Origin of the sequence: Anaerococcoides asporogena (assembly GCF_029590275.1) — a bacterium.
Taxonomy (GTDB): Bacteria; Bacillota; Clostridia; order Clostridiales; family Clostridiaceae; genus JG1575.
On record NZ_CP120965.1, the window covers coordinates 874,152 to 889,885 of the forward strand.

General features: G+C 45.8%; 16 protein-coding genes. 9 read left to right on the plus strand and 7 right to left on the minus strand.

Annotated features, from left to right (window positions below):
* Together P6M73_RS04135 and P6M73_RS04140 are read left to right on the plus strand one after the other, a co-directional pair.
* Complete coding sequence (locus P6M73_RS04135; RefSeq protein WP_277854865.1) at window positions 1–3,315, plus strand: DEAD/DEAH box helicase family protein; 3,315 nt, start codon at window positions 1–3, stop codon at window positions 3,313–3,315.
* 252 nt (window positions 3,316–3,567) lie between these two features.
* The gene (locus tag P6M73_RS04140) at window positions 3,568–3,960 is read left to right on the plus strand and encodes a hypothetical protein (RefSeq protein ID WP_277854866.1); all 393 of its coding nucleotides are present in this window, start codon (window positions 3,568–3,570) and stop codon (window positions 3,958–3,960) included.
* Between the two features lie 12 nt (window positions 3,961–3,972).
* On the opposite strand, the gene P6M73_RS04145 is transcribed toward P6M73_RS04140, so the two are convergent.
* Window positions 3,973–5,571 (minus strand): IS1634 family transposase, encoded by a 1,599-nt coding sequence (locus P6M73_RS04145; protein ID WP_277853047.1) that lies wholly within the window; start codon window positions 5,569–5,571, stop codon window positions 3,973–3,975.
* Window positions 5,572–5,640: 69 nt separating this feature from the next.
* On the opposite strand from P6M73_RS04145, the gene P6M73_RS04150 reads away from it, so the two are divergent.
* Entirely contained in the window at window positions 5,641–6,069 is a 429-nt protein-coding gene (locus P6M73_RS04150) for an abortive infection family protein (RefSeq protein WP_489666469.1), read from the plus strand.
* A 56-nt stretch (window positions 6,070–6,125) separates the two neighbouring features.
* On the opposite strand, the gene P6M73_RS04155 is transcribed toward P6M73_RS04150, so the two are convergent.
* Complete coding sequence (locus P6M73_RS04155; RefSeq protein WP_277854868.1) at window positions 6,126–6,455, minus strand: helix-turn-helix domain-containing protein; 330 nt, start codon at window positions 6,453–6,455, stop codon at window positions 6,126–6,128.
* Between the two features lie 155 nt (window positions 6,456–6,610).
* On the opposite strand from P6M73_RS04155, the gene P6M73_RS04160 reads away from it, so the two are divergent.
* The 6 genes from P6M73_RS04160 to P6M73_RS04185 all read left to right on the plus strand — a co-directional run bounded on the left by P6M73_RS04160 (window position 6,611) and on the right by P6M73_RS04185 (window position 10,547).
* Complete coding sequence (locus P6M73_RS04160; protein ID WP_277854869.1) at window positions 6,611–6,766, plus strand: hypothetical protein; 156 nt, start codon at window positions 6,611–6,613, stop codon at window positions 6,764–6,766.
* 534 nt (window positions 6,767–7,300) lie between these two features.
* On the plus strand, window positions 7,301–7,780 hold the full coding sequence (locus tag P6M73_RS04165; protein WP_277854496.1) for a DUF6431 domain-containing protein: 480 nt from the start codon (window positions 7,301–7,303) through the stop codon (window positions 7,778–7,780).
* Between the two features lie 60 nt (window positions 7,781–7,840).
* Window positions 7,841–8,971 (plus strand): DDE-type integrase/transposase/recombinase, encoded by a 1,131-nt coding sequence (locus P6M73_RS04170; protein WP_277854870.1) that lies wholly within the window; start codon window positions 7,841–7,843, stop codon window positions 8,969–8,971.
* Window positions 8,878–9,195: a hypothetical protein gene (locus P6M73_RS04175; protein ID WP_277855728.1), complete on the plus strand. Its 318-nt coding sequence runs from the start codon at window positions 8,878–8,880 to the stop codon at window positions 9,193–9,195. Before P6M73_RS04170 ends, P6M73_RS04175 begins: the two co-directional genes overlap by 94 nt.
* Window positions 9,188–9,988 (plus strand): ExeA family protein, encoded by an 801-nt coding sequence (locus tag P6M73_RS04180; RefSeq protein ID WP_277853148.1) that lies wholly within the window; start codon window positions 9,188–9,190, stop codon window positions 9,986–9,988. Before P6M73_RS04175 ends, P6M73_RS04180 begins: the two co-directional genes overlap by 8 nt.
* Before the next feature lie 307 nt (window positions 9,989–10,295).
* The gene (locus P6M73_RS04185) at window positions 10,296–10,547 is read left to right on the plus strand and encodes an RNA polymerase sigma factor (RefSeq protein WP_277854871.1); all 252 of its coding nucleotides are present in this window, start codon (window positions 10,296–10,298) and stop codon (window positions 10,545–10,547) included.
* A 38-nt stretch (window positions 10,548–10,585) separates the two neighbouring features.
* On the opposite strand, the gene P6M73_RS04190 is transcribed toward P6M73_RS04185, so the two are convergent.
* From P6M73_RS04190 to P6M73_RS04210, 5 genes are all read right to left on the minus strand, one after another.
* A complete protein-coding gene (locus P6M73_RS04190; RefSeq protein WP_347276328.1) occupies window positions 10,586–12,955 on the minus strand; it encodes a DNA polymerase in 2,370 nt (789 codons plus the stop codon).
* A 64-nt stretch (window positions 12,956–13,019) separates the two neighbouring features.
* Entirely contained in the window at window positions 13,020–13,580 is a 561-nt protein-coding gene (locus P6M73_RS04195) for a DUF2815 family protein (RefSeq protein ID WP_347276316.1), read from the minus strand.
* Window positions 13,567–14,697 carry a DUF2800 domain-containing protein gene (locus P6M73_RS04200; RefSeq protein ID WP_277854874.1) on the minus strand — a complete coding sequence of 377 codons (1,131 nt, stop codon included), beginning with the start codon at window positions 14,695–14,697 and terminating at the stop codon, window positions 13,567–13,569. Before P6M73_RS04200 ends, P6M73_RS04195 begins: the two co-directional genes overlap by 14 nt.
* On the minus strand, window positions 14,694–14,993 hold the full coding sequence (locus P6M73_RS04205; protein ID WP_277854875.1) for a DNA ligase: 300 nt from the start codon (window positions 14,991–14,993) through the stop codon (window positions 14,694–14,696). The genes P6M73_RS04200 and P6M73_RS04205 overlap by 4 nt, the downstream gene beginning before the upstream one ends.
* Window positions 14,983–15,120 carry a hypothetical protein gene (locus P6M73_RS04210; RefSeq protein WP_277854876.1) on the minus strand — a complete coding sequence of 46 codons (138 nt, stop codon included), beginning with the start codon at window positions 15,118–15,120 and terminating at the stop codon, window positions 14,983–14,985. Before P6M73_RS04210 ends, P6M73_RS04205 begins: the two co-directional genes overlap by 11 nt.
* Between the last annotated feature and the right edge of the window lie 614 nt (window positions 15,121–15,734).

The window sequence follows — 15,734 nt, forward strand, 5'->3', positions numbered from 1 at the left end:
ATGGAAAGTGGAATTAAGAAATATCCTAAGATTGAAACAACAAAGCGAGTTATCCCCATGATCTACGCATATTCCACACCGGAAATTCCAAGTAAAAATGGGTGGACAAAAATCGGATACACTGAACAGGATGTCAATAAGAGAATTAAGCAGCAGACTCAAACGGTAGATGTAAAATTTAAAGAAGAATGGCGCGGAATGGCTGTTTTTGATGACGGTAGTGGCGAGAAATTTAACGACAAAAGTTTTCATGCATATCTTAGAAAATTAGGCATCAAGGACAAACCAAAAACAGAATGGTTTAATGTATCAGGGACTGCCTCACGGGCTTATTTTTACCAATTTAAAAGTGGAAGAGGCATCATTAATGATTTAAAAGAACCTATGCCTTATCAACTTAGAAAGGAACAAGAGGAAGCGGTTCTCCAAACCATGATTTTCTTGGAAGATAATCCTGAGGGTGGAGAGTTTCTTTGGAATGCCAAGCCACGTTTCGGCAAGACTCTTTCAGTTTATGATTTTATAAAGCAAACGGACGCCGATAATGTTCTGATTGTGACAAACCGACCAGCTATCGCGAACTCCTGGTATTCAGATTATGAGGATTTCTTAGGTACAGAATCGGGTTATCAGTTTGTCACAAACACGTCTTCATTGGTCGGTAAACCCCTTGTGAGAACCAGAGAAGAATATGTGAAGATGTTGACGGACGAGACTGTATTAAAATGCATTCAATTTGTCAGCCTTCAGGACTTGAAAGGATCGAAATACTTTGGCGGCATCCACAATAAACTGAGAGAAGTAAAAGACATCGAGTGGGATATCCTTGTAATTGATGAGGCTCATGAAGGCGTTGATACATTTAAAACTGACATAGCATTTAACCAAATTAAACGAAAATTCACTCTTCACCTATCTGGAACGCCTTTTAAAGCCCTTGCAAATGAAAAATTTCCAAGAAACGCAATTTATAATTGGACTTATGCTGATGAACAGAGAGAAAAGCAAAAATGGTCTTCCCCTGAAGAAAACCCCTACGGAACACTCCCTAAGCTTAATCTTTTCACTTATCAAATGTCAGAAATTATAAAAGATGAACTGGAACAAGGGGTAGAGATTGATGGGGAGACTGCGGAATATGCATTTGACTTGAACGAATTTTTCGCTTCGAAAAACGGACGATTTGTTTATGATGAATCCGTCAACAGATTCCTTAATGCACTTACCTCTCAGAAAAAATTCCCTTTTTCAACTGAAGAACTTAGAGCTGAACTAAAACACACATTTTGGATTTTGAACCGGGTTGAGAGCGCCACGCTTCTGGCAAAAAAACTTCAGGACCATCCAGTCTTTAAAGATTATTTTATAGTTTTAGCAGCCGGGGATGGAAAAATCGAAGATGAAGATGTTTTAGCAGATTCATATTTAAAGGTTAAGGAAGCTATCAGCACTCACGAGAAAACGATTACTATTTCTGTCGGACAATTAACTACTGGTGTTACTATCCCGGAATGGACTGGCGTAATGATGCTCAGTAATATCAAGAGTCCAGCTCTTTACATGCAGGCAGCATTCAGAGCTCAAAACCCGTGTCTTTTCAATATAGGCACTGAGTACCATCGTAAAGAGAATGCATATGTATTTGATTTTGATCCTGCAAGGACACTTACTGTATATGAGCAATTTGCGAATGATTTGTCTTCTGATACTACGAACGGTAATGGTGATACCCACACCCGTAAGAAGCATATTAAAGAACTGTTAAATTTCTTTCCCGTAATTGGGGAGGATGAAAATGGAGAAATGATCGAGCTTGATCCAGAAAAAGTTCTATCCATCCCTCGTAAGATTCGATCCCTGGAAGTTGTTCGACGTGGTTTTATGAGTGACTTTCTGTTCCAAAATATTAGCAACATTTTCCGTGCTCCTTCTGAGGTTTTGGATATTATCAAGAAGTTTACCCCGGTTGATGAACCCAGTCGGGAGATAAAAATTACTGAAAAAACCGCTGGTGAGCTATCTTTAGATGATTCAGGGGAAGTCAAATTAGACGATCAAACGCTGGTAGGAACCACAAGTGAATTATTCGGCGATAAAATCTATGAAGCTATTGGTGAGGATACAGAAGAAGAAGTCGAAAAAATCATTGAGGATGTTATAAGTGAAGAGCCAGATCTTTACAAGTTCAATGATATTTTAAAAGACCGAGTTATCAACACAATACTTGATACAGCAAAGGAAAAATACTCTGATAGTTTCAAGCGATCTGAGCAAAAGCAAATCCAGCGAATGTTAGAAAAGCAAGCTGAGCGAATCGCAAAGCAAACTTATGGAGAGCTATCCATAGCCAAGAAGACAGTTGAGCAAGATCACGAAGATGCCTTACGAGACATCGATAAAAGTGGCAAGACTAAAGACCAAGTCAATCAGGAATTTGAGGAGAAGAACTGGGAAGTAATTGAAATATTCAAGGACACTGTGTCAGAAAAAATTCAGGATTTCACTAAAGAGTCTGCTGAATTAGTAGTTGATTATTTAGAGACCAAAAAGAAAGAAGAAAAGAAAAATGAGATAGAGGATTCGGTAAGAGATCATCTGCGTGGATTCTCTCGCACTATCCCTTCTTTCTTGATGGCTTACGGGGATGACTCAGTTACTCTCAATTCCTTTGATAAAATTATCCCGGATAAAGTTTTCAAAGAGGTTACAGGTATCTCTTTATCCGATTTTAGTTTCTTACGGGATGGGGGAAAATACTACGATGAAGATACCAGTGAAGAGAAGTATTATCCTGGAAAATTATTCGATCCAGTAGTTTTTGATGATTCCGTTAGGGAGTTTATGAGGCTGCGAAGAAAACTTGCGAATTACTTCGATGAATCTGCTACAGAAGATATCTTCGATTACATTCCACCACAGAAGACCAATCAAATCTATACACCTAAAAAAGTCGTCAAGCAAATGGTTGATATTCTCGATGAGGAGAATCCCGGGTGCTATGACAGTCCGGACCATACCTTCATAGATCTTTATATGAAGTCTGGCCTTTACATTACGGAGATTGTTAAGCGACTATACCAAAGCGAAGGATTGAAGAAAACATTTCCGGACACTGCTCTCCGGCTCAAACATATTTTTGAAAACCAGGTTTATGGATTAGCACCAACGGAGATCATTTTTAAGATTGCTACTAATTTCATTTTGGGATTTGAAGATCCGGTTACAATTACAACACATAATTTTAAGCAAGTTGATACTCTCCCTTTCGCTCAAGAGGGTACACTCGAAAATCTACTAGAAGAGCTGTTCAGATAGCCTATTGGGACAATCTTCAGCATAAGACATAGACTGACATAGACAAGATCCTGCCTCCGGTATCCCGGTTTAGTGGCGGAGGGAAGAGAGCGGCCAAGAAACAGAGCGTGATTGAGAAGTTGACGAGCTTTTTCGATAAGTATTTCGGACTTGCTTAGACTATGTGAAAAGTAAGGATGATAGTTTGGAACATGATAATACAGCTGCAACTTCCTTTGAATAACCAATTTATCAATAAAAGGACGGAAACGTATGACCAATCAAGATTTGTACAATGATTGTAAGAGATTGTACGATATTCTAGTTGCTGTTTCGACAGGAGAGAACTATGACAATCCGAAATTAACAGAAGAATTTAACAGAAGTAGAAGAAATTTGATCCGAGAAGATTTCTTTATTGACTTGCTACCTGGATTTGTCAAGAAATATAGAGATTTACCATCTTTTTGGGGATTCATAAAAAATGAATATAAATCCTATTCCGATAGACGGAGATTTTTGGCGGAACAGTTTTCACCGTTGTTTGATTACCTTGAATATCATGAACCAGCAGCTCCAATCGAAGGTATTGTCTCATCTGCGGCTAAAATGAGTTCTGATTACATTCATGAAATTTGGGTAAAGGCATTAGGCCGTAGATCCTAAATTCCCGAAAAATTATAACGTGGATGGCGGGTCTACTCCCAAGTTCGTATACAAGCCTTCCTGCTTCTTGGTCACTTCGCCTACTTGGAGAGCCTTCCCTGGATTTTCAAATGCTTCTATGACATCAAGTTCGTCTAGTAGCTCCTGCATGGTGTAGTTTTGGAATAGACCCTTATCGGCCATCGTCTTTTTCAAATGGGACATAAAAATCAGGGCAATGAATTGGACAAACAGCTTTCCGTCCAGCGAGCTTTCAGATGAGACTGCAGTTCGCCTCAGATTGAGCCTTTCTTTAAGATTCCCAAACGCCTTCTCGACCAGATCTTTGTTACGGTAAATCTCCAAGGCTATGATGGGATCCTTGATGTCGTTACTTAACAGCGCGAAAAAGCCATAGTCCTTTTCAGCTCGAGTGATGGCATCCTGTTTGGGAATGATCTTGATTCCACGTACCGGGGTATCTGACAGTTCAAAGTATTTGGCGTACTGCTTCTCGTTCTCTGGTTTTCGATTTCCGCTCGTAAGCTCAGCCTCCAACTGATCCAGCATCAGATTGAAGCGGCTCTCATGTTCCAACGCCTTCTCGCTACTGTAATAGATGTGCAGATACATGCGGCGAGTATCCTTGATGACATCGCCTTTGCGGGGTCTTGTTTGAGAGTAGTTCCATTCAATGGCGGTGGAATGGCTGTATAACTGATAGATTGAGTTGTAGTTGGTCCTTGTTTTTATGCTGTCTCTGACTTTGTCTAATTCTTTTCGCACAAACTTCAGGGATACTTTGGTGGCAATCAGGAATTTCAGGTTGTTCTGATAAAGGGCATTGATGTTGGCTTCACTGTAAAAGCCACGATCCATGACCAGTTTAACTTTGCCAAAATCAAGTTGCTTTAAGTCGGCCAGCAATTTCTTCAGGGTCGAGATATCGCTGATGTTGCCGGCCAGCTTTCTGTAGTAGAACGGCAAGCCTGAGTCTTCTCCAAAGAGCAGCGCCAGGTTAATCTGGGGAAGCGGATCATGATCCTTGTTCATCCCATATTTGACTTGTTTGAGAGACTCTGAATAGGACGAAATGCTGGTGGTATCATAGGCCCAATATTCATTTTCCATCCGGCGCTTGCCCTGCAAGCGAAAGAAACGTTCTTTTGCTTCTTCCGTAATCATCGAGAACAGATCACTGCTTCGTTGGGAAGAGATGCAGGCCCCATGTGGATGAAAATGGGTCCTATCCCATTTCGGGAAACGAAGAAGGGAGTTGCGGTCCTCCAAAATCAAATAGTAGGCCACGGAGAGGATCTTCTTATAAATCTGCGGAAAGCATGCCTTCAAGTCTTGTGTGATGCCCAGCTGCTCCCCGATCGCATCAAACAGATACGTAGCGCCAAAATAACCATGCCGAGTGGAAGTAGATGGAGTCGGCCCTGGTTTAATCACAGTGGAGACCGGAGGTTGAGTGAGTCGTTTGGAAGGGATCAGATTGCCCTGTTCATCACGTTTGCCAATACAAACACGCTTACTTCGAGACTGTTTCTTCTCTTTGTCCCAGTAGTCGATGGATTCGTAGACGTAGATAACTCCGTTTTTCTTGTTTTTGACATCGATGATATTCATGCGCCACCTCACGTTATAATTATAACGTGTTTATGAGGCAAAATCAAGAGAAATTATGCTGCTAATCCAGTGATATCAACGATTTCCAGCATTCCCCGTTATAATTCGCCGGGAATCCAGGGTAGATATGAAGACCCTGAGGGTGCGATTACTGCAGCGAGAACACTATTGGAAGCAACATGTAAATATATCTTAGATAATCAAAATGTACAATATGACGATAGTGCAGACCTTATTAAACTATATAAGCTAGCCTCATTAGAATTAAATTTGGCACCTAGTCAGCATACAGAACAGCAGTTTAAGCAAATATTAGGAGGAGCAGAATCTGTTGTCAATGGTCTCTCATCGTTAAGAAACAAGTTATCTGATGCTCATGCTATCGGTTTAAAATATTCAAGACCTTCCTCTCGTCATGCTGTGCTATGTGTAAATATGGCAGGTGCTGTTTCAGAATACTTAATTTCAACGTACGAAATGAAAGTAAAAATGGCTTGAAAAATTTTAGCTATAATTATTGAAAATCTTGCTCTTGAAGTTACTCCTATCCGCTTCTATTTCCGTTTCGCCCGCAGAGATTCTATAAATGTTTGGACCCGCTTGAGTTCATCAAATGTAAGATCCTCAAGATATGGTAACCAAGCGGATTGGACCAGGGATTCCGAGGTGGTGTCCAAATACCCTGCGGCTTCCATTATATCCTCATACCTTACGTTCAGTGCGTTTGCAATGGACCTTAACAGCGGAGGAGAGGGATTCTTGCGGTGGCCGTTTTCCAGGCGCTGAATTTCAGTATGGCTGACATTCGATAGCTCTGAGAGTTTTCTCTTTGAAATATTTAATTTCTCTCGATGCTCTCTGATGAAAATAGCTAAATTGTTCATGGTATGTCCTCTTTATTCGCTTTTGCTCATTGGATTTGGAACTTATAAGTTGAAATTGACAGTAATGGTATCGGACTGATACCATTATTTTACCGCCAAAAATCGAACAAACGTTCTATTCGATGGTAAAAAAAATAGTTTGCGGGAGGGGGAATATGGATAGGGAACAGGAAGTACGAAACCTTTTAGATAAGCTTGTGTGCCTCATTGATGAGGAAAATCAAGCCATCGTAATTGTCAGGGGGCCTTGTAAAACCATCATTAAAGTAAATGAATCGGGAACGCTGGAGGTTAAGAACGTGAGGCTTTAATTTAATTCTCTCCAGAACGCTAGACGGCAGTGAGGTACCAATTGGTATTTTATCTGCTGTCTTTTTTTATTGAATGAATTTCAGTGTATCAAAATAACTGGACAAAAAAATAAACCGCAAGCCTGATTTGCAATAAGGGCATGGGAAACAAATATTGACCATCACAACTCGGTGATGGGTGCAATATGAAGTACCCTTATTTCCTTATGCACTTTTTTAGGTGGCGGGTCGGTGTGCTTCAAAGGCACCGGCTCTATTTCTTTTCCATGTCCTTTTCTCAGGGAAAGGAAAAGAAATGGAATACTACATTGTTTATGCCGGAACCAATCGTCCTATAGTAGCCAGCCTTGCCTGTCCGTAAATAGACGGATATAATGTCCATAAATATATTTTGGAGGACAAAAAGAGATCCTCCCTGACTCTATGGTTCGCGCCGAGTCATCAGGGAGGATCCTTACTAAGTTATTAGCATGATCAGTATATCAAAATACGTTTTAGAATGGAATCCCGATCAGGGTGTTTTTTGTTCGGAGTATGGAGAAAAGCATATGTCCCATCTGTCATCAGTCGCTTAAGGTCATTGGCTCCCGCAGGAGATCAGTGATCGACGAGAATGGGGATGTCATGATCCTGGTGCTTCGTCGCCTGCGCTGTACCAACCCCGGTTGCGGGAAGATTCATCACGAACTTCCGGATCTCTTAACTCCCTATAAGCGGCAGACCACAACGATCCTGGAGCAGATCATCACCGGTCACCATGAAGCGGTGCCCGTCGAGAATTCAACCATTCGGCGGGTCCGAGCCTGGTTCAACTCCAGAGCCCACGCTATAGTCGGTGCTCTGCTCAGTACATATGCTACAGTCACTCAGGACTATGGGGTCGACTTTTCCGATCTGCCTCAGTCCATACTCGAGAGGATTTTCTTCTTTGTAGGCGAGCCTGCGGGCTGGCTGAAAAAGGTTGTCCGGATTTTAGTCAACAATCACCGATGGCCACATACCCAGTTGGCATAGGTGTCCAACGAGGAGTCCTTTAAAATCATGTCATCACTCGAAATTGAATGGAGGTATGACATGAAGGACAAGGAAAAAGCACAGGAAATAGCGACGCAACGGGCGATTCTACTGGCGCCCCTTCTTTCCCATGACTTGGACAAGGGGCAGATCCGGGTGCTTAAGGAGCAGATCTGCCGCGAGGCTGGGATTTCCGAGCGGACCTTACGGCGATATCTGAATAGTTATCAGCAGAAGGGATTTTCCGGACTGATACCGCAGGCGAGGGTATCGCAGGATTCAAGAGCCATCCCGGCGCTGGTGTTGGACGAAGCCGTGCGGCTGCGCAAAGAGATCCCGTCCAGAAGTGTGGCTGAGATCATTCGAATCATGGAATGGGAAGGCCTCACCGAAGCTGGCGCGATCAAGCGAAGCAGCCTGCAGGAGAAATTGCAGGAGAAGGGCTACAGCGGGAAGCATATGGCCATCTATGCCGCTGGCGGGGTAGCTACCCGCCGATTTCAAAAACGCACCCGCAACAAACTGTGGCATTCGGATATCAAGTATGGCTGTTACCTGCCGATCGGTCCTGGAAACAAGCCGCAGCAGGTCTATCTGGTGGCGTTTTTGGACGACGCTACCCGGATGATCCTCCATGCCCAGTTCTACTCGAACCTGGAGCAGAGCATCGTTGAGGATTGCTTCCGCAAAGCCATCCTCAAGTGGGGAATTCCAGAGCAGGCATACTTCGACAACGGCCGCCAGTTTAAAAATAAGTGGATGTCCAGAGCCTGCGCAAAGCTTGGCATCCGGCTGATCTTCGCAAAGCCCTACTCTCCGGAAGGCACCGGAAAAATAGAAAAATTCAATCAGAATATCGATCGGTTTCTCGATGAGTATAAATTCGATAACTCGGAACGATCCCTCGAGGTTATGAATGAGCGGTTCTGGATCTGGTTGGAAGAATGCTACCAGAACAAACCGCATACCGCACTCAATGGAACGACCCCGCATCAGGCGTATAATCTGGATCCCAGGCCCTTGAAATATCTGCCAGCGGAGAAGGTCGCCAACGCCTTTTGCACGCTGAGACCAGAAAAGTCGATAAGAGTGGCTGCATCAGCTTTGGCGGCGCGAAGTATGAAGTTGGGCTACCCTATGTGGCTCGCAGCGTGGAAGTGGTCTATGACCCCAGTAACACCGAGGAACTGAGCATTGAGTATCAGGATGACAAACCCTTTGTGGTGAGAAAGCTGGTCATTGGGGAGCGTGTGACGCCCAAGCCTCAGCTGCCGGAGTTCCTGACTCCAGTCAAGCCAACCTCTTCCCGGTTACTCGATGGTGCCCAAAAGCAGAATCAGAAGCGAAAAGACAAACAGCAGTCTACGGCCATCTCTTTCAAAGACATAAGAAAAGGGGGTGGCAGTGATGTTTGAAGCGTTTTATGGCTTCAAGAAAACTCCATTCTGTCGGGATCTGCCGACTACGGAACTATTCCCTTCCAATACGCTGGAGGAGTCCCTAAGCAGATTATCCTATGTCGCCGAACGGCAACTCTTCTGTGTACTCACCGGAGAGTGCGGCACTGGTAAGACGACCACCATTCGCCGATTCCGCGATCAACTGGATGACACCAGATACACCCTGATCTATCTGGCAGATTCGAAAATGACGCCGAGAAATTTCTACAAAGGGATGCTGGATCAGTTAGGGGCCGAATCAAGATTCTATCGAGGGGATGCCAAACGCCAGCTGCATAAAGAGATCGAGTTGATGAAAGGACTCCACAATAAGCGTCCGGTGGTCGTTGTCGATGAGGCGCATCTGCTGGATCGAGAAATGCTTGAAGAGGTACGTTTTCTCCTCAACTTCCGGATGGATGCCGTCAGTCCCATGGCACTGGTTCTGGTGGGCCAGGTCGAGCTATGGGAGAAACTCCAGATGCAGTCCTATACGGCGATCCGGCAACGGATCGACATCCAGTGCAAAATGCAATTGATGGACCACTCACAGGTGAAGGGATACATGAAACGCCACCTGGAATATGCCGGGATCGACCATGAGCTCTTCTCAGATGAGGCTACTGAGGCAATCTATCGATATTCCGGTGGATCCGCCAGGCTAGTCAACCAAGTGTGTACCAGCACCCTGATTTTTGGTTACCAAAGTGGAAAGCGAATCATTGACGACCACATGGTCAAACTGGTCATCAATGGCGAACTGAGCTAAACAAAATGGCAAGTTGAAATTTCTCTCAACTTGCCATTCTTTCCAGCAATTCCCGGACAAGAAATACCATCAACTTCTGGACAAGGAACAATAGCAGTAACACTACATCACAATCGAAGGGCAGGATATCAAAGTCACCGAGGAGGTCTATAGGGCCTACAAACAGCCAACCTGGGCAGAGCATAAGAGAAATGACCGGCAGAAGCGTTGCCAGGTCAGTGATGGCAAAGGCGGTTTAAGACGCTGCCTGGAGGATTGTTCAGCTTGTGATCGGGTGAGAGACGGAAGCATTCTCACACTTGATGAAATGACAGAGAAAAAACATGTGCTGGAATCCGCAGAGATGGACGTCTCGGACATCGTGGCCGGCAGGATCCTCCTGGAACAGCTGTATAAGATTTTAGAGGAACTTGATCCTAAGAGTCTGCGGGTGTGCCAACTGATTATGGAAGGCCACTCCCGGCGCGAGATTGCGAGGATCCTGGACATCCCACAGTCCAGTTTCGAGTACCAATTTAAGAAGCTGATGGAAGCACTGAAGTCTGGCCTGGGGGAATAAAGAGGTGGCGGTGCTGATTTACCAGTACCGCCTTATCCTTAATCTTTCTTATAAAATGTTGTTTCAAAACTATCCGCACGAAGGGTAATGTCACTGATCCACCAGGGAGATCTACCCATTTCACGGCAGACGTCCATTAAGGACACATCCATGGGGCATTCGAAGATGATCTCATCATGGACATGGCCGCAGATGAATAAATGACGCTGGGACTTCAATGCGAATGCCAGGATATCCCGACTGATGGCCTGGACGATGTTCTCGACAAACTTAGGACCGTAGCTTTCAATCCGCTCCCACTTTTTTGCGATGCCGGTGCCCTCATAGGTCACTGACTCATTCCCATACTGGTTAATTTCGATTTTGGGTTTCACGTAAGAAAGAGATCTTCCAGAGGGGAGTCCAATGAACAGCATCCCTTTTTTATAGGTGAAGGTGATGCCATGGGTCTGGGTTTCGCACCGTAGTCTGACAGCTTCTTTGGCTGCGCGGTCCACATCCCACCAGAACTTCGTGATATTGGGGTTAGCCGCTCTCCAGGAGTCCACCAAGGGTTTGAGTTCAGCTTCCTTAAGTCCCATCTCAAGGGCACCCATGGCTTTTAAAGCGCCTACGGATCCACCATATCCACAATTGTGGACGAGCTTTCCCGATACGGTAAAACGGTGATTTGGTCCGGCATTTCGTATGTCATAAAGTCGAGCCGTGCGCTTCTTTTTTCGGATAAGATGATCTTCACCCAACCGAATTGCTTTCCGACCATATCCGACTTGTAGGAGATGTGAGCCGCTGGAGGCGGCAATTCCAAATTGTATCGGCTCCTGCTGCCCCTCAACCCAGACGAGGTGGTCGGGTGTTGCTGTGAGTCCGTCATAAGTAATGACCTCCCTTTCACCTTTGAAAATTACACCTTCATGGGATACCCAGTTCTCTCCATCCCAGAGCCGGTGATGAAGCATCACTTCTTCAATAGGAATGAGTCCCTGATCCGTGAGCACGGGCTGACCTTCAGCAATGCAGGCCAGCTCAGCTTGCTTACCCTTTTGGCGAAGATGGCTATTAACCCCATGCTTTTCTACTGGGACGTTGAACATCGCTGAGGCAGAAGCACAGTAGATGTCTCCATCATTTTCAAATACCTCAAGCCGCCACTCTTCGCCAGCTAGATAGGAGAGGACCCTTGCCTCGATGGCACTAAAGTCACTGACGATGAACTTATAGCCAGGTCTTGGAATGAAGGCCGTGCGGATCAGCTGGGAGAGCGTGTCAGGGACATCATCATAGAGTAGTTCCAGAGCTTTGTAGTCCCCGAGCTTTACCAGTGACCTTGCGTCTTCAAGGTCCGGCAGGTGATTTTGAGGGAGGTTCTGGAGCTGAATGTGACGGCCTGCCCAGCGGCCAGATCGGGATGCGCCATAGAAGAAGAACATACCCCTGGCTCTGCCATCGGCGCAGACGGTGTTTCTCATGGCATGGTATTTTCTTACACTGCTTTTTGAAAGCTGCTGACGGAGCTGGAGCACTTCCCGCTGCCGTGCCGGAACTGAGTCAATCAGTGCTGTGACATTCTTTTTACCAAGGGAACCAGTATCCGTTCCCTGGTCAGATAACCACTGCCTCACCTGGGCGGTGCTATTGGGGTTTTCAAGACTCGTCAGATCCTGCATGGCTTTGGTGAGCTTCTCGCGGGTCATTTCATCTAAAGAGATGGCGTTCTCCACTAGATCCATATCCAGGAGGATCCCCCGGTCGTTGATCTCTTGATCCAGGTGATACTCATCCCAGATGAAATCTGGAACGGGATAACTCTCCAGTCGCTTTTGGATGGCCAGTTCAGTTTCGACATCGCGCTGGTTGTACTTCTTGAATAACTCCCAACGGGCCATGTCATGCTGCGGTAGATTACGGGTTCGGCCGCCATTGGTCTGGGTGGGCTTACAAGGCATACAGAAGTACCGGATGAGGTCCTGGCCTTCTTTGAGCTTTTGGTCCTTCAGCTTCAGCACGGTCCCAACTCCTGCTAGGGACAGTGGAAGCCCAAGGTAAGCAGACCAGACCATGCTGCAACGCCAGGATGACGGGTCCAGGTATTCGCCTACGGTGTCATCCAGGTTGCCATAGCCCTTGAATTTATCAGGGTGATGTTTTCTAATCCAGGCAGAGAGACAGACCCGCTCAAAATTGCTGTTAAATCCCCACTTGATGACACCAGGATCCGTTAGCGCATCCAGCAGCTCTTCGGGGATCGTCTCGCCCATGGCTAAGTCTAAGACAACAGATGGGCCACCATTGATGGCATAGCCAAAAAGAAGGATTTCAAAGGCGGGTGACTGGGCATACCGGTATACCCCGGACTTTTTAAGGTCTACATCACTGAACGTCTCAAGATCCAGGGATAGTGTTTTTATTTCCATGTTTTCTCCTTTAATAGTTGAAAAGGCGGCAGCTGCAGAGCCACCGCCTTTTTTGAGTTTAGGACAGGAAGTCCTCATCGACTTCCGTTGCAAAATCATCCTCTGCAGTGGACTTCCCGCCAAGGGGCTCTCCGTCCCGGATCTTTTGCAGGTTATTCAACGAGCAGGCAATGCCTTTATTTCCGTTACTGTTGAAGGCATAGAAGTTGATGCTGGCTCTGCCATAAACCCCTGAATAAACTTCAGAGCGCTCCAGGATCACCTGGCGGTCTGCATCAACGATGCCTGGGGCGGAGCTGTTGTTGGCATTGACGAAGTAGGCATTGGCATAAGCTGGATCATCCGGACGCTCGGCATCGCCATCACGCAGCGGAGTTTTTAAGGATGCGAGAGTCGGAACGGTCTTGCCATTGCCCTTGAGCTTACTCTCACCTTCCTGGTAGGCAGCGAGGATGGCGGCTTTGATCTTCTCGACGGTCTTAACATCCGTCTTTGGAATAATGAGAGAGACGCTGTATTTGGGATTGCCGCCATTAATGGATTTTGGCTCCCAGGCGTTGACGTAGCTCCAGCGGGTATCGGGTCCGGTGATTACTTTCATAGGGTTATTCATTTTCATTTCCTCCATCAAAATCGTTGATTGCTGTGTTTAATTCTTCTCGTTTGTCATCAACCGTTACAAGGGTCGGTTTCCCCGGGGGCTTTTGGATGAGTCCTCCCAGGAGTTCTTCAAATTTCTTTTTCCCTAAAAGGGAGGTCATGGCGGTAATGCCGAGGATCTTCTTCTCGTAGGGATCTTTGCCGACTGCAATGACTTTTTCAGCCACTTTGGCTTCATCGGCATACTTCCGATTGGATCTTCCCTCCACCAGCTTAAAGCCGGTAAACTTTGTGCCTTTGAGGGCTTCTTTCAGGGCATACTCCTTTACGTCGTTTATCCAATTGATCAGCTCGTCAGCTTTGACTAAGATCTTTGAGATCTCACTCGGACTTAAGGTAGCCGGGGCATCAAAGTCCTCTTTAGCCAGCTCCATGTTGTATTCAGAGAGCTTTCTGCAGGTCGCCTTGGCTTTGCAGAACCTGCAGTGCTCACCGGCAGTGAATTCACCTTCACCGGCAAAGGCAAGCTTCGCAGTCGGTGCAAGGGTATCCTTTGCCCAGGTGAGCAGTTCACTTTTTGAGATCGAGTGCTCACTGATGTTGTCTCTTCGGGGCTGGTAGATGATCATCTTGACCGTTTCGATGTCATAGAGGACATCAAATAAGGACAGGCCGCCCAAGGCATAGCAGAACATCTGCGGGTTGTTTTCGGCTGAGACCTGGACCCCAAGGCCGTATTTGTAGTCAATGACGATGAGAGTGCCATCGGCGATGATGAGGCAATCCACAAAGCCGTAGCCTTCCGGGACGTACTCTGAGAAATCGAGCTTTTGCTCGATCAGGATCAGAGGATCCTTGCAGGTCTCCTTGACCCGCTGGAGTTCTTCCATCACAAAGGCAGCGTAGTTTTCTGCGTGGTCCTTCATCTCTTCGCTGTAGTAGCTCAAAGTGCCGGTCGGATCTTCTAACTCAAGGCCCAGGGATTTCTCCAGCATGTGCTGGGCTAGCGCATGGGCGTCGGTGCCTTCCTGGGCGAAGGTGCTGGGGACATCTTCATAGGATAAACACAGCCGCATCGAAGGGGGACAGGCCAGCCACCGGTGGGCGGATGAGGCGGATAAGAGTGCATGCATCATTGGATCGCCTCGACATCGTACAAAAGGGCGGGGTAGAGTGATGGCTCAACACTCGAGAGCTTATCTGCACCATAGCTTTCAAGAAGTGCTTTAAGGGCATCGGTATGACCGGCTCTGGCCTTTTCGACAAAGACCTTACGCACATCTAGAAATTCGATCTCAGGTTCAGCAGGGGTTGGTACAACGGGTACAGCGGTCTCATCTGTGAGAATCTGGGTCAGGGATTCGGCAATGGCAGTCAGGGTCTTTGTGCACTCTTTGAGTTCAATGAGGACTTGGGTAAGATCATTCTTCACTTTGGTTTTCTCCTTTTTTGATTCTGAGCTTGTGGGCGAGGCGTTTGGCTACGATGCTGATGGCAAGTAAGGTGTCAGCGAGTTCTTCATCCCGCTCCTGGGCGGGGGTTGAGTTGGCTTCATCCATGGTGGGTACCTCCTTTCCGAGAGGTTTTTTCCTCTCTGATAGTCCTAGGACACTTATCCAGGGTTTGAACGAAAGAATCATAAAAAAGTTTTCGCGGATTTTCCGCTCAATAGTCATAGGACACTGGAGGTAGAAATGAACGAAAAAAAAGAGCCGAAATAAATTCGGCTCAAAAGTAGAGGAGATTGGTTTGCATTAATAATAGCATATTGGGTGATTATGCACTAGGAAGTAAATATTTGATGGGAAGATGCATAATTGTATTTGGGTAGACCTGCGATCTGTAGTAAAACCACTCTGCATATTCAGAGAACTGTTTATCCTGGAGAAAACATGTTGGGATAGCGCACAGCAAGGCCATTCTTAATTTGGATGATTGTCGCGGAATTCCTATTTCGCGCCAAATAGGATGTGATTTATGCAAAGAAAAAGTGAAAAACAAGCCCTCTTCGAGAATGAAGGAAGTAAAAATGGATGGGAATGTTGTTATAATGTATATGAAATGAAAATGTAAATGTTTAACATAGGGGAGGCTTTCCGAAGATCTAATGATGGACAGTTATTCTTTTTTGAGCCTATTGACTAAGATTGCTTACGGCGAGTTGTAGAATAAA